This is a genomic window from Burkholderia sp. RS01 (genome assembly GCF_039748055.1).
In the GTDB taxonomy this organism is placed as follows: Bacteria; Actinomycetota; Actinomycetes; order Actinomycetales; family Micrococcaceae; genus Arthrobacter.
On sequence record NZ_JBDLAK010000004.1, the window covers coordinates 1 to 25995 of the forward strand.

Below are 25995 nucleotides of genomic sequence, written 5' to 3' on the forward strand. Positions count from 1 at the left end.
CCGCCTCTTGGTGGCGGAACAGACCGTGGCCCGGCAACCCACGAACCTCTTTGAACCCGAGGTTCCAGTCCTACATCAGGGACCGGCCCGCCACACTTCATATCGTCTAGCTCCTCCCCGCGCCGTTTCGACGGTTCCCTGTCGGACCGATGCTTTGCAGCGTCGAGTGCGTACGGAACCGTCGAAACGGCGGACGCAGGTTCGCTCAGCAGCCAGAGCCCGCCCTCTTCAGCGGAGCCTGCCGGTAGACGTAACGGGCGGCCTCGCGGAACCCTGCGCGCGTGTAGAGCTCCCGTGCGGGGGCTTTGGATGCCATGACGAGCAGCCAGTAGCCGGCCAGCCCCTGCGCCGAGCCTTCGTCCAGCAGCGCACGGACCACCCGGCCGGCGTGCCCCTGCCGCCGGGCATCGGGGCGCGTCGCCATGCAGTACAGTCCGCCCCACCCGTCGGGCCCGCCGGGAGGAACCGCAAGGCGTCCGACGGCGGCCGGCCGGCCGCCGTCGTCCCTCACCATCGCGTACAGCGACGGGCAGGCGGTCAGGATCCCCAACGCAATGGCCAGCTGATCCGCGCCGCCGCGGCCGTCCACCGACCACCACAGCTCGGCCCACTCAGCCGAGGGCCGCCGAGAGATTTCCGCGGCGGGATGCCCTAAACCCGAATGCACTGGGGCGTCTGAATAGCCGGACCTGCCGTTGCCGGGCATGGCCATGATCAGCGTTTCGGACTGACTGGAGAAGCCCTGCCGGTCAAGCAGCGCATCCAAGGGGTCTGCGGGGCCACGGGCGAACATCTGGTAGATCACCGGAAGCCGTCGGTCCCGGTACCAGGCCGCCGCGTTCCGCGCGGCGGCCACGGGTTCCGCAGCCGCGGCACGGGGCCAGACGGAGTTCGCCCGCTGCGTGACGCCGTCGGCGGCGCGAAGCACCCACTCCCCTGTGTCGTGGCGGTCAGGGGCGGGCCACGCGGCGTCCATCAGCTCTTCCAGCCGCGGCAGCGAAATCAGGTCCGGCATGGCTTCCTTTGTATCAGCCGACTGTGTCAGGGGACGCCAACGGCTCCCCGGGATTCCGGGGAGCCGTTGATACCGCAGCTGCGGCGGCCCCGAAGGGGCGCTAAACCAAGACGCTTGCTGCGCCGGCTACTTCTCTTCGGGCGACTGCTCGTCGGCCTTCTTGGCCTCAGGCTTCTTGGCCTCGGGCTTGAAGTCCACGCCGGCTTCCTTGCGCTGCTGTGCCGTAATGGGGGCAGGGGCGTCCGTGAGGGGGTCATGGCCGCCGCCGGACTTCGGGAAGGCGATGACGTCGCGGATCGAATCGACTCCGGCGAGCAGGGCTACGACACGGTCCCAGCCGAAGGCGATGCCGCCGTGGGGCGGGGCCCCGTACTTGAAGCCCTCCAGCAGGAAGCCGAATTTGGTCTGCGCGTCCGCCCTGTCGAGACCCATGAGCTCAAATACGCGCTCCTGGACGTCCCGCTCGTGGATACGGATGGATCCGCCGCCGATCTCGTTGCCGTTGCAGACGATGTCGTAGGCGTAGGACAGCGCCGATTCGGGATCCTTGTCGAACGAGTCCATGAACTCCGGCTTAGGCGAGGTGAACGCGTGGTGGACTGCGGTCCACTGGCCGGTACCCACAGCCACGTCACCGGACGCCACGGCCGTAGCAGCGGGTTCGAACATGGGTGCGTCCACTACCCAGCAGAAGGCCCACGCCTTGGGATCGATCAGGCCGGTGCGGTGGCCGATCTCAACGCGGGCGGCGCCGAGCAGTGCACGGGAGGGCGTCTTCTCGCCGGCGGCGAAGAAGATGCAGTCGCCGGGCTTGGCGCCAACGGCGTCGGCGAGGCCTGCACGTTCGGTTTCCGTGAGGTTCTTGGCCACGGGGCCGGCGAGCTCGCCGTCTTCCTTGTACAGGACGTAGGCCAGGCCCTTGGCACCGCGCTGCTTGGCCCATTCCTGCCAGGCATCCAGGGCGCGGCGTGCCTGGGAGGCACCGCCGGGCATGACCACGGCACCCACGTAGGGCGCCTTGAAGACGCCGAAGTTGGTGTCCTTGAAGAATTCCGTCAGCTCAGTGAGTTCCTGGCCGAACCGCAGGTCGGGCTTGTCGGAGCCGTACCGCGCCATGGCGTCCGCGTAGGTGATGCGCTGGATGGGCGTGGGGATCTCGACGTCGATCAGCTTCCACAGCGCCTTCACGATGTTTTCGCCGAGCGAGATGATGTCGTCCTGGTCGACGAAGCTGGCCTCAATGTCCAGCTGGGTGAACTCCGGCTGGCGGTCGGCGCGGAAGTCCTCGTCGCGGTAGCAGCGGGCAATCTGGTAGTACTTCTCGAAACCGCCCACCTGCAGCAGCTGCTTGAAAAGCTGCGGCGACTGCGGCAGGGCGTACCAGGAACCCGGGGCGAGGCGGGCCGGCACCACGAAGTCGCGGGCGCCTTCTGGCGTCGAACGCGTCAGCGTGGGGGTCTCGATCTCGACGAAGCCGTCCTGGTGGAGCAGTTCGCGTGCCACGCGGTTGGCTTCGGAGCGGAGGCGGAGGTTGCGGCTGGGGCCGGGGCGGCGCAGGTCAAGGTAGCGGTGCTTGAGCCGGGCTTCCTCGCCGACCTCGACGTGCTCGTCGATCTGGAACGGAAGCGCGTCCGCGGTGTTGAGGATGACCACCTTGTCCGCCATGACCTCGATCTCGCCGGTGGCCAGCGCCGGGTTTTCGTTGCCCTCGGGGCGCTTGGACACCGTGCCGGTCACCTGCAGCACATACTCGTTGCGCAGCCCGTGGAAGACCTCTTCTTCGCGGACCACGATCTGGGCGACGCCTGAGGCGTCACGCAGATCGACGAATGCGACACCACCGTGATCACGACGGCGGCCAACCCAGCCAGCCAGGGTTACGGTTTGTCCAATGTGCTCGGAACGGAGGGATCCGAGGTCATGTGTGCGCAGCACAACATTCCTTTCAGAAGGAAAACAAAATGAAGTTCAATAGGATCGTTGCGGAACGATCCCGTCCGAGTTTACCCGCTGGAAAGGTTCACGACCCGCCATGACCAGGCACCAGAGGCTCCAGCGAAGGCTTGGTGTGTTCGACGCAACTTCGATCGGGCTCGGATCGATGCTCGGCGCCGGCGTCTTTGTGGTTTTCGGTCCGGCTGCCGGCCTCGCCGGAAATCTGCTCCTCGCATCCATCGTGATTGCCGGGGCAGTGGCGTATTGCAACGCCGTGGCGTCCGCCCAGCTCGCGGCCACATACCCGGAGAGCGGCGGCACGTACCTGTACGGCCGCCGGCAGCTGGGCGAATGGCCGGGCTTCCTCGCGGGATGGGGTTTCGTGACCGGCAAGACGGCCTCGTGCGCCGCCATGGCCCTGACCTTCGGGCAGTACGTCGCGCCGGAGTACGCCACCCCGGTGGCTGTCGCAGCCGTGGTGGTGCTGACCGGCGTGAACCTGCTGGGCATCACCCGGACGGCGTTCCTGACCCGCATCCTGCTGGGCATCGTGCTGGCCACCCTGGTGTTTGTGTCCGCGGCCAGCATCCTGGGTCCGCACCCCGCCGGCAGTGGGACGGGAGACTCCGTGGGCAGCGTGTGGGGCATCCTGCCGGCGGCTGGCCTGGTGTTCTTCGCTTTCGCCGGCTATGCACGGATCGCCACCCTGGGCGAGGAAGTGAAGGACCCCGCCAGGGTGATCCCGCGCGCCATCCTCGGTGCACTGGCCGGCGCCTTCGCCATCTACGTGCTGCTGGCGGCGCTGCTGCTGGCCCATCTGCCCGTCCAGTCGCTTGCCGCCTCATCGGCACCGTTGCTCGACGCCGTGGTGCAGTCCCGCCTGGCCGGCTGGGCGCCGGTCGTGCAGGCCGGTGCCGCCGCCGCGTCCCTGGGCGCACTGCTGGCGCTCATCACCGGCGTGGGGCGCACCGCGATGGCCATGGCCCGCGAACGAGACCTGCCCCGCCCGCTCGCGCGGGTGGGCGGACGCCATCCGGTGCCCTTCGTGGCGGAACTCGCCGTGGCCGCCGTCGTGATCCTGCTGTTGCTGGCCAGCGACGTCGTGACCGTGGTGGGGTTCTCCAGCTTCGGTGTGCTGCTCTACTACGCCGTGACCAACGCTGCGGCCTACACGCTTAAGGACCGCCCGCGGCATGCGCCGAAGTGGCTCAATGCGGCGGGACTCGCCGGCTGCCTCCTCCTGGCCTTCACCCTGCCGCCGGCGTCGGTGCTGACCATGGCGGCTGTGCTTGCCGCCGGGATTGGCGGACGGGCGCTGGCGCTCCGGCTGCGCCGGCACTGAGCCTCCGCACCGCGGAGTGGATCAGTCCGGGCGGTCACCGGCAGCGGTCAGCCCCGCCGATTACTCCGGTGAAACGCCCGTGACCTGGACGTGCAGGTCCTCGTCCGACGGCGTCCATGTCGCCGGATCGGCGTCGGTCTGGACCCCGGAACGGATGTCCTTGACCTGGTGCTTGCCGTCGTCGTCGGTGAACCAGACGAAGGGGATCCCCCGGCGGTCGGCGAACTTGATCTGCTTTCCGAACTTCTCGGCCTTGGCGGCCACTTCCGTGGCGATGCCGCGGCTGCGCAGCTGGGTGGCCACGTCCTGCGCCTCTCCCCACGTGTCGTCCGCGTTCAGCGCGACGAGCACGGCGGTCGGCACCGAGCGGGACGCCTTCGCAAGGTCCTGGCTGAGGATGCGGGAGACGAGGCGGGTCACGCCGATGGACAGCCCGACGCCGGGGAACTTGCGGCTGCCCTTGCTCGCCAGCGCGTCATACCGGCCGCCGGAGCAGATCGAGCCCAGCTGCTCGTGGCCGACCAGCACCGTTTCGACCACTGTTCCGGTGTAGTAGTCCAGCCCGCGGGCAATGCTCAGGTCCGCAACCACCTTCCCCGGAGCGCGCTTCACCGCGGCCTCAATGACCTGCTCGAGTTCGTCCAGGCCTTCTTCGAGGAGATCGTTGCTCACACCAAGGGAACGGACCTGGGCCACGAAGGACGTGTCCTCGGTCCGGATGCCGGCAAGCTTCAGCGCTGCCTGTGCCTGCTCGTCAGTGGCGCCCAGCTCGGTCCTGAGCAGCTCGGCCACCTTGTCGGGACCGATCTTCTCCAGCTTGTCGATGCTGCGGAGCACGCCGGCGGTGTCGTCCAGGCCGATGCCGCGGTAGAACCCCTCTGCGAGCTTCCGGTTATTGATGCGGAGCCGGAAATCCGGGATGGGCAGCGCGCCCAGGGCCTCGGCGATGACCAGGGCGATTTCGACGTCGTAGCGGAAGGGAAGGTCGCCGTCGCCCACCACATCGATGTCCGCCTGCGTGAACTCGCGGGCGCGACCTTCCTGCGGACGTTCCCCGCGCCAGACCTTCTGGATCTGGTAGCGGCGGAACGGGAAGGCCAGGTATCCGGCGTTCTCAACGACGTACCGCGCAAACGGGACCGTCAGGTCAAAGTGCAGGGCGAGTGCGTGGGGGTCGTGCTTGCCCTTGCCCTCTTCGCCTTCGTCGTCCTGAAGCCGGCTGAGGCCGTAGACCTCTTTGTCGATCTCGCCCTTGCGCAGCAACTGGCCGACCGTTTCCACGGCGCGGGTTTCAATCGAGGAGAAGCCGTGCAGTTCAAAGGTACGGCGCAGGGTGTCCAGGACATGCTGCTCCACCAGCCGCTCCTCGGGAAGCCACTCGGGGAATCCGGACAGGGAGGCTGTGCGTGCCATGGTGGAGTTTCTCCTCAGGTAACCGAAGGCCGGAGTCCGGTGCGCAGTATTCCGCGTCGCCATTTAAATCAAAAAGCGGCGGCAAGGGCGGGAGTCCAGCCTGTCATGCATAAACTATGTGCGGCAGTCAGTTTATGCTTTCGGCGCCTGCATCTCTAATGCTGGGGCCGCGACGTGACCGGCCGCCACACTGCAGCTGCAGCCGGGGATGCCTTCAGGGCGGATCAGGCGGGCAGCCCGATCAACGAGGAGGACCTGTGGCGGCCAGCCCACGCGAGACGCGTGAAGCCAAGAGGCGCATCCAGCAAATGGAAGCCAAACGCGAGCTTCGCCGGGACCAGGAAAAGCGCCGCAAGCGGGACAACCTGCTTGCCGGTGGCGCCGGAGCGGCGGCGGTGATCCTCGCCGTCGTGCTTCAACTGACGGTTTTCTCCGGAAACCCGACAGAGGAAGAGTTCGCCGCGGCTGAGGCAGGGCTGGCGTCGCCGTCGGCCTCTGCATCGGCCCCTGCATCGGCCCCTGCCACCAACGCCCCCAACATCCCCAAGCCGGAATCGGCCGCGGGCAAGGTCTTCACCGGCGAACTGAAACTCAACCGCGGAGCCGTGGGCGTGCAGCTGGATGGCACCAAGGCGCCGCAGGCCGCCGCCGTCTTCAAGTCCCTTGCCGACTCCGGCTACTACCAGGGCGTCAGCTGCCACCGGCTCACCACTGCGGATAACTTCGGCGTGCTGCAGTGCGGCTCCAAGACCGGAGACGGCCAGAGCGACCCCGGCTACACCTGGGGGCCGCTCGAAAACACGCCGGCGGACAACAAGTATCCGGCCGGCACCATTGCGGTGGCCCGCACCGGCGGAAACGCCTACGGCAACGGCACGCAGTTCTTCGTCGTATACAAGGACACCGTCATCCCCGCTGACGCCGCGGGCGGCTACACAGTGGTGGGCAAGGTGACCTCCGGCCTGGATGTGGTGACAAAGATTGCGGCTGCAGGTCTTAAGTCGGGCGGAAACGCCACCGACGGCGCTCCTGCGGAACCAGTCACGATAGACTCGTTCTCTCTGAAGTAAGAACCCCGTGTTCCAAGCGGCCACGGGTGCATTACGAGAGTATTTTCCTCCAAGCGAAAGACTTTTAGCGGTGACAGACAGTCAGAAATCCGACGAAACAGCTGCCGACCTGAACGAGGTTCCAGCCCCTCCGGCCGAACCGACGGACGCAGCAGCAGACGACACGCAGGCAGAAGCAGTGCAGGCTGAAGCTGTGCAGCCTGAAGCAACACAGCCGGAGGCGGAGCAGGCCGAGGTAGCCCCGGTGGAGGCCGTGGCGGCTGAACCTGAGCAGGTTGAGGCTGAGCCGGCTGAGGTAGCCCCCGCCGAGGCCGGCGCCGCTGACGCTGATCAGGCTGAGGAAGCCCCGGCCGAGGCCGGCGCCGCGGAACCTGCGCAGGCTGCAGCTGAGCAGGCCGCACCGGTTGAAAAGGAGGCCGCGCCGGAAGCTGACACCGTTGAAGCGCCCGCTGAAGCTGCCGCCGCTGAGGCTGCACCGGTTGAGGGAGAGGCCGCCGCCGAAGCGCCTGCCCCTGCTGCCCCGCGGCCGGCGCCCCGGCCGGCACCGTCACCCGCGGCGTTCGCAGCCCGCCCCAAGGCTGGCCCTGCGGCTGCCGCGGCGCCTGTCCCGGCTGCACCCGCGACGTCACTGGCTGAAGCGGCCCGCTGGGGCCGGGTCGAGGGTGACGGCCACGTCTTCCTGACCATCGACGGCGAGGAGCACCCCGTCGGGCAGTATCCGGACGTGAGCAACGACGAAGCGCTGGCGTACTTCGCCCGGAAGTATGACGACATCGTCGCCCAGATTGTCCTGCTGGAACAGCGCGTTGCGTCCAAGGCGCCCACGACTGACATGCAGAAGACCGTGACTCACCTCCGCGAGCAGCTTGCTGAGCGCAACATGGTGGGAGACATCCGTTCCGCGGAAAGCCGGCTGGACGCACTGTCCACGGAGATCACTGCGCTCGAAAAGGCAGAAAAGGCGCAGCACGACGCCGTTCGGGCGGCCGAACTCGCCGCCCGGGAGGCCATCGTCACGGAGGCCGAAGCCATTTCCGGAACGGATCCGGCGCAGATCCAGTGGAAAACCTCCAGCGCCAGGATGAACGAACTGTTCGAGAGCTGGAAGACCGCGCAGAAGAGCGGCGTCCGGCTGGGCCGCAGCAATGAAGATGCACTGTGGAAGCGGTTCCGGGCCGCCCGGACCGTCTTCGACCGGCACCGCCGAGCCTACTTCTCCCAGCTGGACAGCAACAACTCCGCCGCGAAGGCCGCCAAGGAAAAGCTCATCGCCGAGGCCGAGGCACTGTCCTCCTCCACGGACTGGGGCTTTGCGGCCGGCGAATACCGCCGGCTGATGGACGACTGGAAGGCGTCTCCGCGCGCCAGCCGCAAGGATGATGACGCGCTGTGGGCGCGTTTCCGCGCGGCCCAGGATGTCTTCTTCTCCTCCCGCCAGGCTGCGAACGACGAGATCGACCAGGAGTACGCTGCCAACCTGAAGGTCAAGGAGGCCCTCCTCGAGGAGGCCAACACAATCCTGCCGATCAAGGACCTGGGCGCAGCCAAGAAGGCCCTGCAGTCCGTCCGCGACCGCTGGGAGGAAGCCGGCAAGGTGCCCCGTGCGGATATGGGGCGCATCGAAGCCGGCCTGCGCAAGATTGAAGATGCGGTCCGGCAGGCCGAGGACGAGATCTGGCAGCGCTCGAACCCCGAGACGAAGGCCCGCACCAACAGCGCCCTGAGCCAGCTTGAATCGGCCATCGCCGGGCTCAAGGATGATCTGGCCAAGGCCGAGAAGGCCGGCGACCAGCGCAAGATCAAGGCAGCCCGGGAAGCCCTGGACGCCCGCCAGGCATGGCTGGACCAGATCCAGCGTTCGGCGAGCGAGCTCTCCTAGCCAGGACACCTGCAGGCCCCGTACCGGTTATCCACATAGCCGGGGCGGGGCCTGTACTCGTTTCGAGCCGTTCCGGCAGGATGGCTGAATGGCCTCAATTTCCGGGCGCGCCCCCGACTCCCCCGCGCACCTTCTGGACCTCTACGCCCCGGGCCCGTTGTTTTCCTGGCCGGAACTGCAGTCCATGGCGGCCGACGGCGTGCTGGCCCAGCTCTACCAGCACGGCTACACCGTTCCCGGAATGGCGGCGTCCCCGCAGCTGAGGGCCCGCGCTGCCGCGTTTGCCGTGCCGCCGGCGATCCGGCAGCGGGTCGTGGCCGGGCGCATGACGGCCGCCTGGATCTACGGCTGCGCGCGCGAGCCGGACCGCCTCGCGCTGCTCGTGGACACCAAACGCCGGATCTCCAGCCTCCGGTCCACCAGGGGGTGCACGCTCCACGAGGTCCGGCTCGGCCCGTTCGACGTCGTGAGCCTTGGCGGGTTGATGGTCTCCAGCCCCCTGCGGACTGCCTTGGACATTGCCCTGCACGTGGAGGCCGAACGCGCCGTACCGGCCCTGCGGCAGCTGCTGGACAGACCCGAACTCGATGTCCGGCTACGGCTCCTGACCTTGGCCGTGGAAGCGACGCCCCGGCTGCCCCACAAGAACGCGGCGCTCGAGAAACTCGCCCTGCTAGCTCCGCCGGCGGTTGCCCGTGGTCCGGTAGACGTCGAACACACCGTCGATTCTCCGGACTGCACTGAGCACGTGGCTCAGGTACTTGGGGTCGCCCATCTCGAAGGCAAACTTTGAGATGGCAACTCGGTCGGTCGACGTATGAACGCTTGCGGCGAGGATGTTGACGTGGTTCTCGGAGAGGACCCGGGTGACATCGGACAGCAGGGATTTCCGATCCAGCGCCTCCACCTGGATCTCCACGAGGAACACGCTCGACTGCGTCGGCGCCCAGTCGACGTCGACGATCCTGTCCGGCTGGTCCTTCAGGCCGGAAACATTGGTGCAGTCGGTCCGGTGCACGGAGACGCCCGAGCCTCGCGTAACGAAGCCGAGGATGGGGTCCGGCGGTACGGGTGTGCAGCAACGAGCCAGCTTGACCCAGACGTCGCCCACGCCGCGGACCACCACTCCGGAGTCCGAGAAGCGGGCCTTGCTGACCTGGGTGGGAATGCTGACTTCGGTGAGGTCGTCGTCGGGGGTTTCGTTTCCGCCCAGGCTCTCGATGAGCTTTTCCATGACGGACTGGGCAGACGTGTGCCCGTCTCCGACACCGGCGTAGAGGCCGGAGATGTCAACGTACTTGAAGTCCTCGGCAACGGCGGCGAGGGCGTCATGGGTCATCAGGCGCTGCAGCGGGAGGTTCTGCTTCCGCATGGCGCGGGTCAGCAGCTCCTTGCCGCGGTCGATCGCCTCTTCGCGCCGTTCCTTGCTGAACCACTGGCGGATCTTGTTCCGCGCACGGGCGCTCTTGACGAAGTGCTGCCAGTCCTGGCTCGGGCCCGCCCCTTCGGCTTTGGAGGTGAAGATCTCCACCCAGTCGCCGTGGTTGAGCTCGCTGTTGAGCGGGACCAGCTTTCCGTTGACCCTGGCCCCGATGGTGCGGTGGCCCACCTCGGTGTGCACCGCATACGCAAAGTCCACCGGCGTGGAGCCTGCCGGAAGCGCCATGACCTCGCCCTTGGGCGTGAACACGAAGACTTCCCGGGCGTTGATTTCAAACCGGAGCGAATCGAGGAATTCACCGGGATCGGACGTTTCCTGCTGCCAGTCCACCAGGGAGCGGAGCCAGCCCATGTCGCCGTCGCGCGGGCTGCCGGGGCCGGTGGCGGTGCGGTTCGGCTGGTCCTTGTACTTCCAGTGGGCTGCCACGCCGTACTCCGCGCGCCGGTGCATCTCATGCGTGCGGATCTGGATCTCCACCGGCTTGCCGCCCGGCCCGATCACCGTGGTGTGCAGGGACTGGTACATGTTGAACTTCGGCATGGCGATGTAGTCCTTGAACCGCCCCGGCAGGGGGTTCCACCGCGAATGCAGCGTGCCCAGGGCCGCATAACAGTCACGGACAGAGTCCACCAGGACGCGCACGCCCATGAGGTCGTTGATGTCGTCGAAGTCCTTGTCCCGGACGATCATCTTCTGGTAGATCGAGTAGTAGTGCTTGGGCCGGCCGGTGATCGTCGCCTTGATGCGCGCCGTGCGCAGGTCATCGGCAATCTGGTTCCGGATGACGCTGAGGCTCTTTTCGCGTTCCGGTGTCCGGTCGCCCACCATCCGCACGATTTCCTCGTACACCTTGGGGTAGAGCGCGGCGAAGGAAAGGTCCTCCAGCTCCCATTTGATGGTGTTCATGCCGAGCCGGTGGGCCAGCGGCGCGAAGATCTCGAGGGTTTCCCGGGCCTTGCGGGCCGACGACTCCGCGGAAACGAAGCGCCACGTCCTGGCGTTGTGCAGCCGGTCCGCCAGCTTGATCATAAGGACCCGGATGTCCTTGGCCATGGCCACGACCATCTTGCGGACCGTCTCGGACTGGGCGGCTTCGCCGAAGCTGACCTTGTCCAGCTTGGTCACGCCGTCCACGAGCATGGCAACTTCCGGACCGAAGTCCGCCTTCAGGTCCGCCAGGGTGTAGGGGGTGTCCTCGACGGTATCGTGGAGCAGCGCCGCCGCCAGCGTGGTCCCGCTAAGCCCCAGCTCCGCAAGGATGGTCGCCACAGCCACGGGGTGGGTGATGTAGGGGTCGCCGCTCTTGCGCTTTTGGCCCCGGTGGCTCTGTTCCGCGACCACGAAGGCACGCTGGATCAGGTCGAAGTCCTCTTTGGGGTTGTTCGCCCGTACAGTCCGCAGCAATGGCTCAAGGATGGGCGAATAGGTGGCGGTGCTCCGGCCTGTCAGCCTCGCCAGCCGCGACCGCGTGCGCTCACGCCTGCCCGGGAAGGTGGGCCGGACACCCGAGTTGTCCACGGGAACGCCCGGCGCGGGGCGTCCGTCAGCAACCAGACCAGTCTGCGGACCCTGGCCCGGACTGTTGTCCCCGGCTGCTGCTGGAGCCGACGTCGAACCCTCTTCCAATGAAGCACCCCTCATCAACCCGTTTAATTATCCCAGTCTATTCCCGCCGCGGGCCTGTTCGATAACCGGCTCCGTCCGATGGCCGGCGCCCCGACGCAAAAAGGCCGGATGCCGTCATGATGACGGCATCCGGCCTTTGGCGGTGCCTGCTAGGCCTGTGCGGGCTGCGCGGCGGCCGCGTCCTTGGCGGCGCTGTCCGCGCGGCGGTGCTCCACGCGCTGGGCCTGCTTGACCAGGGCCGGTTCGTTCTGCCGCAGCCAGGCGTACATGGGCGCAGCGACGAAGATCGTTGCCGCGGTGCCGATGAGGATTCCCACGAAGAGGGCCAACGAGAGGTCGCGCAGGGTGCCTGCACCGAGCAGGCCGGCCCCGATGAACAGGATCGCTCCCACGGGCAGGATGGCCACCATCATGGTGTTGATGGACCGGACCAGGGTCTGGTTGACGGCCAGGTTGACCTCTTCGCCGAACGTGCGGCGGGTGGACGAGTCGAGATCCGCCGTGTTCTCACGGATCTTGTCGAACACCACCACGGTGTCGTACAGCGAATAGCTCAGCACGGTCAGGAATCCGATGATCGCCGAGGGCGTGACCTCGAAATCACTCAGCGCGTAAACGCCGGCCGTGATGAACATCGTCACCAGCATGCCCGCAATCGCGGACAGCGACATCTTCCAGGTCCGGAAGTACAGCGCCATCAGGACCGTCGCCAGGGCCACGAAGACCACCAGCCCGATGAGGGCCTGCTTGGTGACGTCCGCACCCCAGGTCGGCCCCACGAAGGTGGAGGTCACCTCGTTGTCGGTGACGCCGTAGGCCGTGGTCAGTCGTTCCTTGATCTTGATGGTCTCGTCGTCCGTGAGCTTGTCCGTCTGGATCCGCATGGTGGTGCCGGCGACGTTCGCCACACGCGGAACGCTTCCGGCCACGACGTCGTGCACAGCCTTCTCGCCCAGTGTCGCGTCCGTGGTCTTGACGTTGGAGACGGTGAACTCGGAGCCGCCGCGGAATTCAATGCCGAGGTTGAACCCGCCCTTGGCCACCGGAATCAGGATGGACAGGGCCACGGCGACGGCGGCAATGAGGAACCAGAGCTTCTTCTTGCCGACGAAGTCGTAGGAACGCCTGCCCGTGTAGAGCTCGTTACCGAATTTCGCAAAACTGGACATTACTTGCCCTCCTTGGCCGGGCCCTTGGAGGAACCCGCGAGCTGCTCCTGCTGCTCCGCGCGGCGGCGTTCAGCGATGGTCATCCTGCGCTCCGCTTCAGCAGCGGCACCCTTGTTCTTTGTGCGCACCAGGGACGGCTTGTCCTCCGGTGTGCGGAGTCTGCCGGCGCCGCGGTAGAGCGGCACCGCGCCGAGGCTCGCGGGGTCGAGGCCCGAGAACTTGTGGCCTTCACCGAAGAACCGGGTGCGGGCCAGCAGCCGCAGCATGGGGTGCGTGAACGTGAACACGACCATGAGGTCGGCAAGCGCGGTCAGGCCCAGCGTGAAGGCAAAGCCCCGCACGTTGCCCACGGCCACGAAATAGAGCACCAGGGCGGCAAGCAGGTTGACGGCCTTGGAAGCCAGGACCGTTCGCTTGGCCCGCTTCCAGCCGTTCTCGACGGCCGAGACGAGGCCGCGGCCTTCCCGGAGTTCGTCGCGGATGCGTTCGAAGTACACGATGAACGAGTCCGCTGTCTGGCCGATGGAAACGATGATGCCGGCCACGCCGGCCAGGGACAGGCGGTAGTTCTCCGTCCAGCCCAGGATGGCGATGGCCAGGTAGGTCAGGGCACCGGCAACCACGAGGGATGCGATGGTGACGAAGCCGAGGGCACGGTACTGGAACAGGGAATACACCACCACCAGCAGGAGTCCGATCAGGCCTGCAAGCAGGCCCATGCGGAGCTGCTCGCCGCCGAGGGTCGCCGAGATCTGCTGCTCGCTCTGGATGTCGAAGCTGATCGGCAGCGCACCAAAACGCAGCTGATCGGACAGGGCCTTGGCCGACTGCTCGGTAAATCCGCCGGTGATCTGCGGGCGGCCGTCGGTGATGACCGCCTGGGACCGCGGCGCTGAGATGACCTTGTCGTCCAGGACGATGGCGAACTGCGACTTCGGGTCCGTGCCGGTTTCGCCCCCGGCAGCGACGTAGAACTGGTTCAGGCGCTCGGTGACGGTCTTGAACTTGGCCGTACCTTCACCGTTGAACTGGATGTTGACGGCCCACTCGTTGGTGACGGCGCCGTGGGCGCCCTGCTGGAGTTGGAACGTCGACCCCTGGATGTCCACGCCTTTGACCTCCACGGGACCAAGGATGTACTTGATGGCCGGGGTCTGGGCGGTAGCGCGCTCACAGGTCACCAGCGGCTTGGCCGGATCCGAGCGCTGCTGCTTGTCCTGCGCCGGCTTGTCGCAGTCGAGTGCCTCGAACTGCTTCTGGATGTCCGCCGTGATCCAGTTGGAGTCGCTGGCGTTCGCGGGCTTCGCCGTCGGCTTGGGCAGTTTCGCCGCCGGCGTGCGGGATTCCGCGGGAACAGCCGCGCCGGGTCCGGTGACCAATACCGGGCGGAAGTTCATGTCGGCGGACGCCTGGATCAGGGCCCGGGTCTCCGAAGAGGGCGTTCCGGGGAGGCTAACCACCACGTTACGGCCCGACTGGGTGCTGATTTCGGCTTCCGCGACGCCGGAACCGTCCACGCGTTGGCGGATGATCGCCACGGCCTGGTTGAGCTGTTCCTCGTTGATGTCGGACCCACCCTCGACCTTGGGTGCCAGGATCATCTGGGTTCCGCCCTCAAGGTCCAGCGCGAGCTTCGGAGCCCAGCTTGCCTTTCCGGCCATGGTGCCGCCCGCAAGGACGGCCGTCAGGACAGCCAGAATTACGCCAAGCCAGACCAGCACCCTGAGGGATGGTTTATTGCGGCCAGTTCGTGCCATTGTCGATCTTTCTATTAATTACGGAGAAGCCGCCGGTGCGGGTATGAACCGCACCGGCGGCAGCCCGCAGCCGTAGATGGTGTGCCCAGCGGGACGCGGCGGACTAGATGTCCTTCTTGCCCTCATCATTGAGGCGCTTCAGGGTTTCGTCCGGCGTCTCGCTAACGGCGGAAGCAGTTCCAAGCTCGGAGGTTCCGTGCTCCTCGGCCGTCAGCGACGACGCGTCATCGGGCACAGCGTGCGCCTCGTCGGCGGCGGGCTCCACGATCTTGGTGACGGCTTGGCGGTGGACCGTGGCCAGGTTGCCGGGTGAGAGTTCCAGAACAACCTTGTTGTCTTCGTCATCGATCGACACAATGCGCCCGTACAGGCCAAAGCTGGTCATGACCTCAACCCCCGGCGCAAACTGCGACTGGAGCGAAGCCTGCTGCTGCTGAGTCTTCTTGTTCCGGCGGAACATCATGAAGATGAAGATGCCGAGCATGACGAACAGCAGGATGGTCATGATGTCGATGCCGCCGCCGGCCTGCGGCTGGGCCTGGGCAGTGATATGTCCGAACACAGGGAAGTTCCATTCTGTACTTGCGTAGCTGGTTGACAGCAACATCCGCTTTGCACCGCGTCGGGCCACACGCGTGACTGACAACAGACGGCTGGCTGGCGCCAGCCACGGAAACAAAGCCCGGAGGTGCCGAGCGTCTTTCCAGTCTAGAGGGAAACCGCGTGCAACGGTGCTAGTGGGTGTTCGGAATCCATTGCGATTCGGTCTCTGCGCCCGTCTCTCCGGTGAGTTCGTCAACAGCGAACACGTCCAGCGGTTCCTGCCCGAACACGCCGGGAGGAACCGAGAAGCCCAGGTGGGTCCATGCCGGCGCCATGGCGATGCGGCCCCGGGGCGTCCGCCCGAGCAGGCCTTCCCGGACCAGGTACGGCTCTGCCACCGTCTCCACGGTCTCCGGTTCCTCCCCGACGGCGATGGCCAGCGTCGACAGTCCCACGGGTCCGCCGCCGAACTTGGTGATCAGCGCTTCCAGCACGGCGCGGTCCAGGCGGTCCAGGCCGCGCTTGTCCACCTCGTACATGTCCAGGGCGGCCGACGCTGCCCGGGCGTCGATCTGTTCGATGCCGTGCACCAGGGCCCAGTCCCTGACCCGCCTCAGCAGCCTGTTGGCGATACGCGGCGTACCGCGGGACCTGCCGGCGATTTCGCTGAATCCGGCCGAGTTCACCTTCAGGTCAAGGAGCCCGGCCGATCTGCGCAGCACGAGCTCGAGCTCCTCCACCGAATAGAACTCAAGGTGCCCGGTGAAACCGAAGCGGTCGCGCAGCGGTCCCGGCAGCAGCCCGGCCCGGGTGGTGGCGCCGACCAGCGTGAAGGGCGGCAGCTCAAGCGGGATGGCCGTTGCCCCCGCGCCCTTGCCGACCACAATGTCCACCCGGAAGTCTTCCATCGCCATGTAGAGCATTTCCTCGGCGGGGCGGGACATCCGGTGGATTTCGTCGAGGAAGAGAACCTCGCCTTCGGAGAGCGAGGAGAGAATGGCGGCGAGATCCCCGGCGTGCTGGATGGCGGGGCCGCTGCTGATGCGCAGCGGCGCGTTCATTTCCGCGGCGACGATCATGGCGAGGGTGGTCTTACCGAGACCGGGCGGGCCGGAAAAGAGCACGTGGTCCGCGCTGCGGCCCCGCATCCGGGATGCCTGCAGCACGAGGGAGAGCTGCTTGCGGACCCGGTGCTGTCCCACGAAGTCGTGGAGGTTCTTCGGCCGAAGGGCGGCCTCGATGGCCCGCTCCTCCGGCTCTTCTCCCCCGGCTACGAGGGACGGTTCAGCCACGGCTGCCTACCCGGTTGCCGGCGCGGGCACCGTCCTGGCCGAGCCAGCGCAGCGTGGTGCGCAGGATCTCGGCGACATTTCCCTGGTCCGCAAGGTCGGGTGAATCGGCCAGTGCTTTGTCGATGCTGCCGGTGGCGTCCTTCTCGGACCAGCCGAGGCTGGTCATGGCGGCCACCACCTGCGGTTTCCAGACCGATTCCGCCGAGGCGGCAGGGGCGGCAGCTGCCGGAGTGCCGTGCGGAACGAGTTTTCCGGCCAGCTCCAGGACGATGCGGCCGGCTACCTTCGGGCCGATGCCGGGGACCTTGGTGAATGTCTTGCTGTCACCGGTGTGCGCCGCGACGCGGATCGCTTCGGGATCGTGGACGGCCAGGACGGCCAGCGCAAGCCGCGGGCCGACGCCGCTGACGCTGAGCAGGACATCGAAGACCTCCCGTTCGTCGTCGGAGGCGAAGCCGAACAGCGTCAGCGAGTCCTCGCGGACGATCAGGGACGTGAACAGCTTGCCTTCGTCGCCGGTGCGCAGCTTGCTGAGGGTCTGCGGTGTGGCGTTAACGCTCATTCCGGCGCCGTTGAGATCGATCACGGCCGTGGACAGGCCAACGTGCGCTACGGTTCCGCGGAGAAAACTTATCAAGGCCGGGCTCCTGAACTACCGCCGGCAAAGACCGACTATCCGAACATATCTACGAATACCCTAGCAAGGGCCGCGGACAATCAGCGCGCACGGCGCGCCTTTGCCTCCGCGTCGGCCCACGCGCGCTGGGCCGGCGTCAGCGACTGCGATCCCGGTCCGGTGGTGGCCACGGCCGCTCCGCTGCCCGCCCGCCAGGCGTGGGTGATGGCAAGGGCCAGGGCGTCGGCGGCGTCCGCCGGACGCGGCGGTGCGTCGAGGCGGAGGATCTTGGTCACGAGTTTGGTGACGGCGTCCTTGTTTGAGTTGCCGCTGCCCGTGACGGCCGCCTTGACTTCCGACGGCGTGTGGAGCGCCACCGGGATGCCGCGCCGGGCGGCTGCCGCGATGACGACGCCGGAAGCCTGCGCCACACCCATGACCGTGCTGACGTTCAGCTGGGAGAAAACACGTTCCACCGCGAGCACGTGCGGCTCGTAGCGGTCGAGCCAGTCGTCAATGGCGAGGGCTATGACGAGCAGGCGCTGGTCCAGCGACTCCTCGGGGGACGTGCCCACCACGCCGACGGCCACCATGGTGGCGCGGCGGTTCTTCTCGACGTCCACCACGCCGATGCCGCAACGGGTGAGGCCCGGGTCGACTCCCAACACGCGCAGGGTCAAGGCCGGCCCTCAGAGTCACTACAGGACTGCAGGATCACTCGGCTTCCAGTGCGGCCTGCACTTCGTCGCTGAGGTCGGCGTTGCTGTAGACGTTCTGGACGTCGTCGAGGTCTTCCAGCGCGTCCACGAGCTTCATGAACTTCTTCGCGGCATCCAGGTCAAGCGGCACCTCCATGGAGGGCACGAACTCGGCCTCGTCGGTGTCGTATTCGATCCCGGCTTCCTTGAGGGCATCGCGGACAGCCTGCAGATCCTTCGGGTCCGAGTGGATTTCAAAGGTGTCGCCGTTGTCCTTGACTTCCTCGGCGCCGGCGTCGAGCACCGCCATCAGGACGTCGTCCTCGCCGAGCCCGTTCTTGGGCAGCGTCACCACACCCTTGCGGGAGAAGAGGTAGCTGACGGAACCGGGATCGGCGATGGTGCCGCCGTTGCGGGAAATGGCCAGCCGGACCTCGGAAGCTGCCCGGTTCTTGTTGTCGGTGAGGCACTCGATCAGGAGCGCCGAACCCTGCGGGCCGCGGCATTCGTACATGATTTCCGTGTAGTCCACGACTTCGCCGGTGAGGCCCGCGCCGCGCTTGATGGCACGGTCGATGTTGTCCGCGGGGACTGAGGTCTTCTTCGCCTTGGTGACAGCGAGTTCCAGGCTCGGGTTGCCGGCCAGGTCCGGGCCGCCCATCCGGGCAGCAACTTCAATGTTCTTGATCAGCTTGGCGAACGACTTGGCCCGGCGGCTATCAAGGATGGCCTTCTTGTGCTTGGTCGTTGCCCATTTGGAGTGGCCTGACATGCTTTACGCTTCTCCTCTGATCATTCGGATAAAAAGTTCATGCACGCGCTTCTCCCCCGTCACTTCCGGATGGAACGAGGTGGCCAGCAGGTGGCCGGAACGCACTGCAACAATTCTAGCCGTCCCCTGCAGATGGGCTGCGTGGGACGCGTGCGCGGGGTCCGCCGGTTCAACCTGGGCGAGCACCTCGACGCCGGGGCCGACGCGCTCCACCCAGGGCCCGCGGATGAACACCGCGTGGACCGGGGCGACGCCCGCGGCTGTGGCGCTGAAATCCAGGCCCTTGAAGTCGAGATCGGTTTCGAACGACTCACGCTGGCGGCCGAACGCGTTGCGGCGCACGGTGATGTCCAGCCCGCCGAAGGTCTGCTGCGGGTTTCCGGCGAGATCCGTGGCGGGGTCGGCGATGTCGTGGGCGAGCAGGATCATCCCGGCGCAGGAGCCGTACACGGGCAGACCATCGGCAATGCGCTGCCGCAACGGATCCGCCAGTTCAAAGGCACGCGCGAGCTTGTCGATGGTGGTCGATTCACCGCCGGGAATGATGATCCCGTCCAGGCTGTCGAGTTCGGCCGGGCGCCGGATCCCGACGCCGGTCGCACCGGCCGCTTCAACGGCCCGGAGGTGCTCGCGGAAGTCGCCCTGAAGCGCGAGCACACCGATGCGCAGGCCTGTGCCGGCGCCGGAGGGCGCACCTGAACGGGTACCTGAACGCGGGCGCGGAAGCGCGGTGGAAAGGGGATTGGTCATCCAAACAGCATAGTGTCCCGGACGCTGTCCGGCGTCCCCGCCGGTGCCCGACCGCCCGATGGCATGCCGCTACTGGGATATATTACAGAGCATGTTTTCCTTCAGCGTTCCGCTCGGCAAGCTCGTCCGCCGGGTCTCCCGGCTCAGGGGCGGAGGCTCCGCCCTGCCAGGGCTTGTGGTCGAAAAAATCGACCCCGGCTTCATGCAGCGGGCACTGTCCACGCTCCCCCACGGTGTAGCCGTGGTGAGCGGCACCAACGGCAAGACCACCACCACCAAGATGGTGGTGGAACTGCTGGAAAGCCAGGGCCTGAAGGTGTTCACCAACCGCACCGGAAGCAATTTCACCAGGGGCGTGGCCGCTGCCCTCCTCGGCGACGTGGACTGGCGCGGACGGCTCGACGCCGACATCGCTGTGCTGGAACTGGACGAGGCCCACGCCGTGCACTTCGTCAACCGGGTTCCGCCGCGCTACAGCCTGCTGCTCAACGTTCTCCGTGACCAGCTGGACCGCTTCGGCGAGATCGACAAGACGGCCCAGCTGCTCCAGCACATCGCCTCCAAGACCACCGGCACCGTGGTCCTGAACCGTGAGGATCCCCGGGTGGCCCGGATCGCCGGCACGCTGGACGGGCCGGATGTCCGCTACTTCGGCCTGGACGACTCGCTGCTGAGCACGTTTCCCAACGACGACGAACTGCGCGCCGGTCCCGGCAGCCCCGCGCCGGCGCCGGTACGGCAAAAGCCGCCGGCCGACGTCGTCCTGCGGCGGGTGGGGCCGGACAACGCCGATTTTGAGTACGACGGCGGCACGGTCACCACGGCGATGAAGCTCCGCGGCGTCTACAACATTTTCAATGCAGCGGCGGCGCTGACGCTGGCGCGCAGCATCTGCGGCAGCGGCGCGGCGGCCGCGGACCACGCCGCACTTTTGACGGCGCTGTCCCAGGTGGCGCCGGCCTTCGGCCGCGGCGAAAGCCTCGTCGTCGACGGCCTCCCCCTGGACCTTGTGCTGGTCAAGAACCCGAGCGGGTTCCGGCTGGGGCTCAAGTCGTTCGCGGCCGGCGGCTACGCCACCATGATCGCCATCAATGACAACTACGCGGACGGTCGCGACATGTCGTGGCTGTGGGACGTCGACTTCGAATCCCTGCGGGTTGACGGCGTGGACCAGCTGACCGGCTCCCGCGCCTACGACATGGCGCTGCGGCTGCAGTACGACGAGGTGGCCATCGGCGCCGTGAACACTGACATTGCGCCGGCCCTGGCCGCGTTCATTGCCGGGGCGAAGGACAAACCGAAGCGCGTCTTCTGCACCTACACCGCCATGCTCGCCATCCGGCGTGAGCTCTCCAAAATCACCACAGTGGAGGTGGTCTCATGACCCCCGGAACATCAGGCAGCAAGGGAACCATCAGGGTCCTGCAGCTTTATCCGCGGGACATGAACATCTACGGCGACTGGGGCAACGCCCTTGTGCTGCAGCAGCGGCTGAAATGGCACGGTTACGTCCCGGAGCTGCTGGAGTACAACGTGGGGGACGAATTCCCGGACGAAGTGGACCTCATCGTCGGCGGCGGCGGGCAGGACAGCGGGCAGCTCGTCATCCAGGATGACCTGCAGGCACGCGCGGAAACCCTCCGCGGCCTTGCGGAGGACGGCACCCCCATGCTGCTGATCTGCGGGCTCTACCAGCTGTTCGGGCGATTCTTCAAAACACGCTCCGGGTCGGTCATTCCCGGCATCGGCGTCCTTGACGTGGAAACGCACGGGACGGATGAACGGCTGATCGGCAATGTCAAAGTCACCACGGCCGAGTTCGGGGACGTGCTGGGCTATGAGAATCACAGCGGGCAGACCACCCTGGGCCCCGGCGTGGCCCCGCTTGGCACCGTGGCCAAGGGCACGGGCAACAACAGCAGCGACGGCCAGGAGGGCGCCCGGTACCGCAACATCGTGGCCAGCTACCTGCACGGCTCCCTCCTGCCGAAGAACCCGGCGATCGCAGACTTCCTGATCCGGACCGCCGTCGAACGCAAGTACGGGAGCTTTACGCCGGGCGAGCCGGATGACCGCTACGCGGTCCTGGCCCGGGAACACGCGGCCCGCCGGCCCCGCTAGGAGCGGCGGCGCCGGAAACCGTGAGCGGGGAACAGTAGCCGGTCAGCGGTCCTTGGTGATCAGCAGCTCGTGCGCGCCGGCTTCAGCCGCACCCATCGACTCGACCACGGCCCTGGTCCGCTGCCGCGTCGCTGCGTCCGCGGCGGGGCTGGCGCATACGCCCTGCGGCGCATCGGACGCCACCGAGCACCAGCGGTAGGGCGCGTTCACGATGACCGAGGGCGCCCAGCCCAGATCCGATGCGGTCCACTTGCCGGCGGCGTCCTGGCTGAACTGTGCCCGCACCAGCAATCCCTCGTTGTTCACCACGTACGTGGGCGACAGTTCCGTCACGCCGTTGCCGAGGCCGTACACAATCCAGGTCCCCTTGTACTTTTCGACGGGCAGCACGGAGTGCGTGTGGTGGCCGTAGACCATGGTGAACTGGCCGCTGTCCACGAGCGCGTGGGCGACTTCCTGCTGCTGGGCATTCGGGACACTGGCGTATTCGTCGCCGGCGTGCATAACGCCCAGCACAATGTCGGCCCCGAGTTTCCTGGCCTTCTTTGCCTTGGCGATCATGGCGGAGGCGTCAAGCAGGTCCACCTGCCATGCCGCTTCCGGTGTCTGCCCGTTGAGGCCGTACGCGGCTTCGATGACGGCGATCTTCGCGGCTCCGGTCTGCATGATGAGGACACCCTGGGACTCGGCCTCGGTCCGGTAGGAGCCTGTGTGCTCCAGGCCGGAGGCGTCCAGGACATCCAGGGTCCGGACCAGCCCCTCAGTGCCCTGGTCGATGGTGTGGTTGCTGGCGGTGGTGCAGGCCCTGTAGCCCACGGCCTTTGAGGCGGCAATGATCTGCGGCGGCACGTTGAACGACGGGTAGGCAGAGAAGGGGCCCTGCGGAACGGCCACCGGCGTCTCCTGGTGGCAGATGGCGAGGTCGCTCTCCTGGATGTAACGCCGCTGGCCCTCGAGCAAGGGGCCGAAATCAAGCCCCTTGATTCCCGCCGCCAGCGCGTCCACGCGCGCCTGCTCCCACAGCTGGGCATGGACCAGCATGTCGCCGGTGACCAGCACGGACGTGCATCTGACCGCCTTGCAGGCCGGGCCGGCGCCCGGGGTCGGAGTGGGGGCCGGCGTCGGAGTCGGGGTGGGCGTCGGCGCAGCGGCCGCCGAGGACGCCTGGGTCGCTGTCGCCGAGGCGGTGGAGGCCGACTGCCCGCCCGGCGTGTCCCGTTCGGCGATCACCCCGCAGGAAGCCAGTGATGCGATCAGTGATGCCGCCGCGGCCGTGCGGAAGGCACGGCCGGCGGTTCCGGTGCGAATGATCCCCATGCCGCCATCCTAAGGCGGCGCAGCCGCCGGACCGCGCAGCCAGACACGCCGGACATGATTGTGAACCGGACCACAGCATGAAAGTGTTGCTTCATGACTAATCCGCTGCTGAGCCCGAGCACACTGCCGTTCGGCCTGCCTCCGTTTGCAGACATCAATGACGCCCACTACGCCGAGGCAGTTGACGCCGGCCTCGCCGAGCACCTGTCCGAGATCGCGGCGATCGTGGACAACCCGGAACGGGCGACGTTCGAGAACACTGCCCTGGCGATGGAGCGGTCGGGCCGGCTGCTGGAACGGGCCGCCGCGTCCTTCTTCACGCTGGTTTCCGCTGATGCCTCCGATGCCATCCGGGACCTTGAGACGGAGCTGTCGCCGCTTTTTGCCGCCCATCAGGACGCCGTTTACCTCAACCGGGGACTCTACGAGCGGTTCGCCGGCATCCGCACCGACGGCCTGGATGCCGAGTCGGCCCGGCTCGTGGAGGAATACCTCAAGGAATTCCGCCAGTCCGGGATCCAGCTGGACGATTCCGGCCAGGAGAAGCTCAAGTCCCTCAACGCCGAGCTCTCGCGGCTCGGCACGGAGTTCGGGCAGCGGGTCAAGGAGGGCATGAAGTCTGCGGCCCTCCTGCTGGATGATGCCGGGGAGCTGGCCGGCCTGCCCGCCGACGAGGTGGCCAGTGCCGCGGAAGCCGCCCGCGTGGCGGGCCACGACGGGAAGTACCTGCTCACGCTGATCCAGCCGAGCAACCAACCCGCCCTCGCGGCACTGGAAAACCGGGGCGTCCGGCGCCGGCTTTTCGAGGCATCCGTGGCGCGGGGCAGCAGCGGCGGCAGCCTTGACGTCCTCGAGCTGGTGAAGTCCATGGTGCGGCTTCGCGCCGAGAAGGCCGCTCTGCTGGGTTTTGCCAACTACGCCGAACTGGTGGTGGACCGGCAGACCGCGCCGGACTTCGAGGCCGTCCGGACCATGCTGAACCGGCTGGCGCCTGCCGCGGTCCGGAATGCCGACGCCGAGGCCGCCGCCCTGGCGGAAAGCGCCGGCCATCCGCTCGAGGCCTGGGACTGGGCCTACTACTCCGCGAAAGTCCGGCGGGAGCGCTACGCGGTGGACGAACAGGCGATCCGGCCGTACTTCGAACTGGACCGGGTGCTGGTGGACGGCGTGTTTTTCGCGGCCACCTCGCTCTACGGCATCACCTTCCAGGAACGGGACGACCTCGCCGGCTACCACCCGGACGTCCGGGTCTGGGAGGTCCGCAACCAGGACGGCACGGAGCTGGGGCTGTTCCTGGGCGACTACTACACCCGGGAATCCAAACGGGGCGGCGCCTGGATGAACTCGCTCGTGGAGCAGTCAGCTTTGTTGGGCACCAAACCGGTGGTCATCAACAACCTGAACGTTTCCAAGCCGCCGGCCGGTGAACCCACGCTGCTGACGCTGGACGAGGTGCGGACCGCGTTCCACGAATTCGGCCACGCCCTGCACGGGCTATTCTCGGACGTCACGTATCCGCGGTTCTCCGGCACGTCCGTGCCCCGGGACTTTGTGGAGTACCCGTCGCAGGTGAACGAAATGTGGATCATGTGGCCCGAGGTCCTGGCCAACTACGCCCGCCATCACGCCACCGGCGAGCTGCTCCCGCAGGAGACGGTGGACCGGCTCAATGAGTCCAGGCTCTGGGGCGAAGGCTTCGCCACCACGGAGTACCTCGGTGCCGCACTGCTGGACCTGGCCTGGCATGTGCTCGACGCCGGCAGCGTCCCGCAGGACGCCATCGAGTTCGAGGCCAAGGCGCTGGCGGCGGCGGGGGTGGCCCACCGTCTGATTCCGCCCCGCTACCGCACGGGCTACTTCCAGCACATCTTCGCCGGGGACGGCTACGCGGCCGGCTACTACTCCTACATCTGGAGCGAGGTATTGGACGCCGAAACCGTCGACTGGTTCACCGAGAACGGAGGACTCACCCGCGCCAACGGGGACCGATTCCGCACTGAGCTGCTGTCCCGGGGCAACAGCAAGGACCCGCTGGACTCCTTCCGCACGCTGCGCGGACGCGACGCCGCCCTGGAGCCGCTCCTGAAGCGCCGCGGCCTCGAGTAGCTTCCGCCCGGCTCCCAACCAGGTAGCAGCAGGCGTCGGTTTGGGCGCTCAAACGACACCTGCTTCTACCCAGTTGGGGTTAACGCGCGACGGCGGCGGCTCACCGTTGAAGGTGACCCACCGCCGTCGTACTGCTTTTGGAGCTTTACCAGCCGCGCTCGGCGAGGCGGTGCGGCTGCGGAATCTCGTCGACGTTGATGCCCACCATGGCTTCGCCCAGGCCGCGGGAGGCCTTGGCGATGACGTCGGGGTCATCGAAGAAGGTGGTGGCCTTCACGACGGCGGCGGCGCGCTGGGCGGGGTTGCCGGACTTGAAGATGCCGGAGCCGACGAACACGCCGTCGGCGCCAAGCTGCATCATCATCGCGGCGTCGGCCGGGGTGGCGATGCCGCCGGCGGTGAACAGCACCACGGGAAGCTTGCCGGCGGCAGCAACCTCCTTGACCAGTTCGTACGGGGCCTGCAGTTCCTTGGCCGCGACGTAGAGCTCGTCCTCGGGCAGGGCGGCAAGCTTGGCGATCTCGGAACGGATCTGGCGCATGTGGCCGGTGGCGTTGGAGACGTCGCCGGTGCCGGCCTCGCCCTTGGACCGGATCATGGCCGCGCCCTCGTTGATGCGGCGCAGCGCCTCACCGAGGTTGGTGGCGCCACAGACGAAGGGAACCTTGAAGTTCCACTTGTCGATGTGGTTGACGTAGTCGGCCGGGGTCAGGACCTCGGACTCGTCGATGTAGTCCACGCCGAGGGACTGCAGGACCTGGGCTTCGACGAAGTGGCCGATGCGGGCCTTGGCCATGACCGGGACGGAGACGGCGTCGATGATCTTGTCGATCATGTCCGGATCGGACATGCGGGACACGCCACCCTGGGCGCGGATGTCGGCCGGAACGCGCTCGAGCGCCATCACGGCAACGGCACCGGCGTCTTCGGCGATGCGGGCCTGCTCGACGTTGACGACGTCCATGATGACGCCGCCCTTGAGCATCTCTGCCATGCCGCGCTTGACGCGGTTGCTGCCCGTGACGCTGTTGGCGGACGAGCCGGCTTCGCTGCTTACATCAGGTGTAGACACAAAAACCCCTATGGGTAGATAGATGACCTTCGCCGGGAGTGCGGGCGGCACGGAAATGCCG

21 protein-coding genes are annotated in these 25995 nt (G+C 67.1%); 7 read left to right on the forward strand and 14 right to left on the reverse strand.

Annotated features, from left to right (window positions below; all coding sequences use genetic code 11):
- Positions 1 to 205: 205 nt before the first annotated feature.
- Together ABFP37_RS05065 and aspS are read right to left on the reverse strand one after the other, a co-directional pair.
- A complete protein-coding gene (locus ABFP37_RS05065; protein WP_347032909.1) occupies positions 206 to 1015 on the reverse strand; it encodes a GNAT family N-acetyltransferase in 810 nt (269 codons plus the stop codon).
- A gap of 126 nt (positions 1016 to 1141) precedes the next feature.
- Positions 1142 to 2950: an aspartate--tRNA ligase gene (gene aspS / locus ABFP37_RS05070; protein WP_347032910.1), complete on the reverse strand. Its 1809-nt coding sequence runs from the start codon at positions 2948 to 2950 to the stop codon at positions 1142 to 1144.
- A gap of 97 nt (positions 2951 to 3047) precedes the next feature.
- On the opposite strand from aspS, the gene ABFP37_RS05075 reads away from it, so the two are divergent.
- The gene (locus tag ABFP37_RS05075) at positions 3048 to 4292 is read left to right on the forward strand and encodes an APC family permease (RefSeq protein WP_347032911.1); all 1245 of its coding nucleotides are present in this window, start codon (positions 3048 to 3050) and stop codon (positions 4290 to 4292) included.
- 60 nt (positions 4293 to 4352) lie between these two features.
- On the opposite strand, the gene hisS is transcribed toward ABFP37_RS05075, so the two are convergent.
- Positions 4353 to 5705: a histidine--tRNA ligase gene (gene hisS, locus ABFP37_RS05080; protein WP_347032912.1), complete on the reverse strand. Its 1353-nt coding sequence runs from the start codon at positions 5703 to 5705 to the stop codon at positions 4353 to 4355.
- A 257-nt stretch (positions 5706 to 5962) separates the two neighbouring features.
- Between hisS and ABFP37_RS05085 the strand changes: the two genes are divergently transcribed.
- From ABFP37_RS05085 to ABFP37_RS05095, 3 genes are all read left to right on the forward strand, one after another.
- The gene (locus ABFP37_RS05085) at positions 5963 to 6775 is read left to right on the forward strand and encodes a peptidylprolyl isomerase (RefSeq protein WP_347032913.1); all 813 of its coding nucleotides are present in this window, start codon (positions 5963 to 5965) and stop codon (positions 6773 to 6775) included.
- A 70-nt stretch (positions 6776 to 6845) separates the two neighbouring features.
- Positions 6846 to 8654, forward strand: a complete 1809-nt coding sequence (locus ABFP37_RS05090; protein WP_347032914.1) for a DUF349 domain-containing protein — start codon at positions 6846 to 6848, stop codon at positions 8652 to 8654.
- 88 nt (positions 8655 to 8742) lie between these two features.
- Complete coding sequence (locus tag ABFP37_RS05095; RefSeq protein ID WP_347032915.1) at positions 8743 to 9447, forward strand: type IV toxin-antitoxin system AbiEi family antitoxin; 705 nt, start codon at positions 8743 to 8745, stop codon at positions 9445 to 9447.
- On the opposite strand, the gene ABFP37_RS05100 is transcribed toward ABFP37_RS05095, so the two are convergent.
- The 9 genes from ABFP37_RS05100 to pdxT form a co-directional block, all read right to left on the reverse strand.
- On the reverse strand, positions 9328 to 11613 hold the full coding sequence (locus ABFP37_RS05100) for a bifunctional (p)ppGpp synthetase/guanosine-3',5'-bis(diphosphate) 3'-pyrophosphohydrolase (RefSeq protein WP_347032916.1): 2286 nt from the start codon (positions 11611 to 11613) through the stop codon (positions 9328 to 9330). The two genes, ABFP37_RS05095 and ABFP37_RS05100, sit on opposite strands and share 120 nt — an antisense overlap.
- A 257-nt stretch (positions 11614 to 11870) precedes the next feature.
- The gene (gene secF / locus ABFP37_RS05105) at positions 11871 to 12890 is read right to left on the reverse strand and encodes a protein translocase subunit SecF (RefSeq protein ID WP_347032917.1); all 1020 of its coding nucleotides are present in this window, start codon (positions 12888 to 12890) and stop codon (positions 11871 to 11873) included.
- A complete protein-coding gene (gene secD, locus ABFP37_RS05110) occupies positions 12890 to 14647 on the reverse strand; it encodes a protein translocase subunit SecD (protein WP_078027901.1) in 1758 nt (585 codons plus the stop codon). Before secD ends, secF begins: the two co-directional genes overlap by 1 nt.
- 103 nt (positions 14648 to 14750) lie before the next feature.
- Positions 14751 to 15209 carry a preprotein translocase subunit YajC gene (yajC, locus tag ABFP37_RS05115; RefSeq protein ID WP_347032918.1) on the reverse strand — a complete coding sequence of 153 codons (459 nt, stop codon included), beginning with the start codon at positions 15207 to 15209 and terminating at the stop codon, positions 14751 to 14753.
- Positions 15210 to 15381: 172 nt separating this feature from the next.
- Positions 15382 to 16482 (reverse strand): Holliday junction branch migration DNA helicase RuvB, encoded by a 1101-nt coding sequence (ruvB, locus tag ABFP37_RS05120; protein ID WP_078027902.1) that lies wholly within the window; start codon positions 16480 to 16482, stop codon positions 15382 to 15384.
- Positions 16475 to 17119 carry a Holliday junction branch migration protein RuvA gene (ruvA, locus tag ABFP37_RS05125; RefSeq protein ID WP_078027903.1) on the reverse strand — a complete coding sequence of 215 codons (645 nt, stop codon included), beginning with the start codon at positions 17117 to 17119 and terminating at the stop codon, positions 16475 to 16477. The genes ruvB and ruvA overlap by 8 nt, the downstream gene beginning before the upstream one ends.
- An 80-nt stretch (positions 17120 to 17199) precedes the next feature.
- A complete protein-coding gene (gene ruvC, locus ABFP37_RS05130) occupies positions 17200 to 17778 on the reverse strand; it encodes a crossover junction endodeoxyribonuclease RuvC (protein ID WP_078027904.1) in 579 nt (192 codons plus the stop codon).
- 34 nt (positions 17779 to 17812) lie between these two features.
- Positions 17813 to 18568 (reverse strand): YebC/PmpR family DNA-binding transcriptional regulator, encoded by a 756-nt coding sequence (locus ABFP37_RS05135; protein ID WP_078027905.1) that lies wholly within the window; start codon positions 18566 to 18568, stop codon positions 17813 to 17815.
- Positions 18569 to 18571: 3 nt separating this feature from the next.
- On the reverse strand, positions 18572 to 19318 hold the full coding sequence (gene pdxT, locus ABFP37_RS05140) for a pyridoxal 5'-phosphate synthase glutaminase subunit PdxT (protein WP_347032919.1): 747 nt from the start codon (positions 19316 to 19318) through the stop codon (positions 18572 to 18574).
- A 91-nt stretch (positions 19319 to 19409) separates the two neighbouring features.
- On the opposite strand from pdxT, the gene ABFP37_RS05145 reads away from it, so the two are divergent.
- Both ABFP37_RS05145 and ABFP37_RS05150 read left to right on the forward strand, forming a co-directional pair.
- Positions 19410 to 20702, forward strand: coding sequence for a Mur ligase family protein (locus ABFP37_RS05145; protein WP_078027906.1), 1293 nt, complete (start codon positions 19410 to 19412; stop codon positions 20700 to 20702).
- Positions 20699 to 21439 carry a glutamine amidotransferase gene (locus ABFP37_RS05150; RefSeq protein WP_078027907.1) on the forward strand — a complete coding sequence of 247 codons (741 nt, stop codon included), beginning with the start codon at positions 20699 to 20701 and terminating at the stop codon, positions 21437 to 21439. Before ABFP37_RS05145 ends, ABFP37_RS05150 begins: the two co-directional genes overlap by 4 nt.
- 42 nt (positions 21440 to 21481) lie before the next feature.
- On the opposite strand, the gene ABFP37_RS05155 is transcribed toward ABFP37_RS05150, so the two are convergent.
- Positions 21482 to 22756 (reverse strand): CapA family protein, encoded by a 1275-nt coding sequence (locus ABFP37_RS05155; RefSeq protein ID WP_347032920.1) that lies wholly within the window; start codon positions 22754 to 22756, stop codon positions 21482 to 21484.
- A gap of 93 nt (positions 22757 to 22849) precedes the next feature.
- On the opposite strand from ABFP37_RS05155, the gene ABFP37_RS05160 reads away from it, so the two are divergent.
- On the forward strand, positions 22850 to 24862 hold the full coding sequence (locus ABFP37_RS05160; protein ID WP_347032921.1) for a M3 family metallopeptidase: 2013 nt from the start codon (positions 22850 to 22852) through the stop codon (positions 24860 to 24862).
- Positions 24863 to 25007: 145 nt separating this feature from the next.
- On the opposite strand, the gene pdxS is transcribed toward ABFP37_RS05160, so the two are convergent.
- Positions 25008 to 25934, reverse strand: coding sequence for a pyridoxal 5'-phosphate synthase lyase subunit PdxS (pdxS, locus tag ABFP37_RS05165; RefSeq protein WP_043481916.1), 927 nt, complete (start codon positions 25932 to 25934; stop codon positions 25008 to 25010).
- Between the last annotated feature and the right edge of the window lie 61 nt (positions 25935 to 25995).

Excerpts from the sequence above, each read along its gene's own strand:
- secF (WP_347032917.1), bottom strand. The coding sequence starts at position 12,890 with ATGTCCAGTTTTGCGAAATTCGGTAACGAGCTCTACACGGGCAGGCGT.
- ABFP37_RS05075 (WP_347032911.1), top strand. The coding sequence starts at position 3,048 with ATGACCAGGCACCAGAGGCTCCAGCGAAGGCTTGGTGTGTTCGACGCA.
- ABFP37_RS05095 (WP_347032915.1), top strand. The coding sequence starts at position 8,743 with ATGGCCTCAATTTCCGGGCGCGCCCCCGACTCCCCCGCGCACCTTCTG.
- ABFP37_RS05150 (WP_078027907.1), top strand. The coding sequence starts at position 20,699 with ATGACCCCCGGAACATCAGGCAGCAAGGGAACCATCAGGGTCCTGCAG.
- secD (WP_078027901.1), bottom strand. The coding sequence starts at position 14,647 with ATGGCACGAACTGGCCGCAATAAACCATCCCTCAGGGTGCTGGTCTGG.
- ABFP37_RS05155 (WP_347032920.1), bottom strand. The coding sequence starts at position 22,756 with ATGGGGATCATTCGCACCGGAACCGCCGGCCGTGCCTTCCGCACGGCC.
- ABFP37_RS05160 (WP_347032921.1), top strand. The coding sequence starts at position 22,850 with ATGACTAATCCGCTGCTGAGCCCGAGCACACTGCCGTTCGGCCTGCCT.
- ABFP37_RS05145 (WP_078027906.1), top strand. The coding sequence starts at position 19,410 with ATGTTTTCCTTCAGCGTTCCGCTCGGCAAGCTCGTCCGCCGGGTCTCC.
- ABFP37_RS05065 (WP_347032909.1), bottom strand. The coding sequence starts at position 1,015 with ATGCCGGACCTGATTTCGCTGCCGCGGCTGGAAGAGCTGATGGACGCC.
- hisS (WP_347032912.1), bottom strand. The coding sequence starts at position 5,705 with ATGGCACGCACAGCCTCCCTGTCCGGATTCCCCGAGTGGCTTCCCGAG.
- pdxT (WP_347032919.1), bottom strand. The coding sequence starts at position 19,318 with ATGACCAATCCCCTTTCCACCGCGCTTCCGCGCCCGCGTTCAGGTACC.
- ABFP37_RS05135 (WP_078027905.1), bottom strand. The coding sequence starts at position 18,568 with ATGTCAGGCCACTCCAAATGGGCAACGACCAAGCACAAGAAGGCCATC.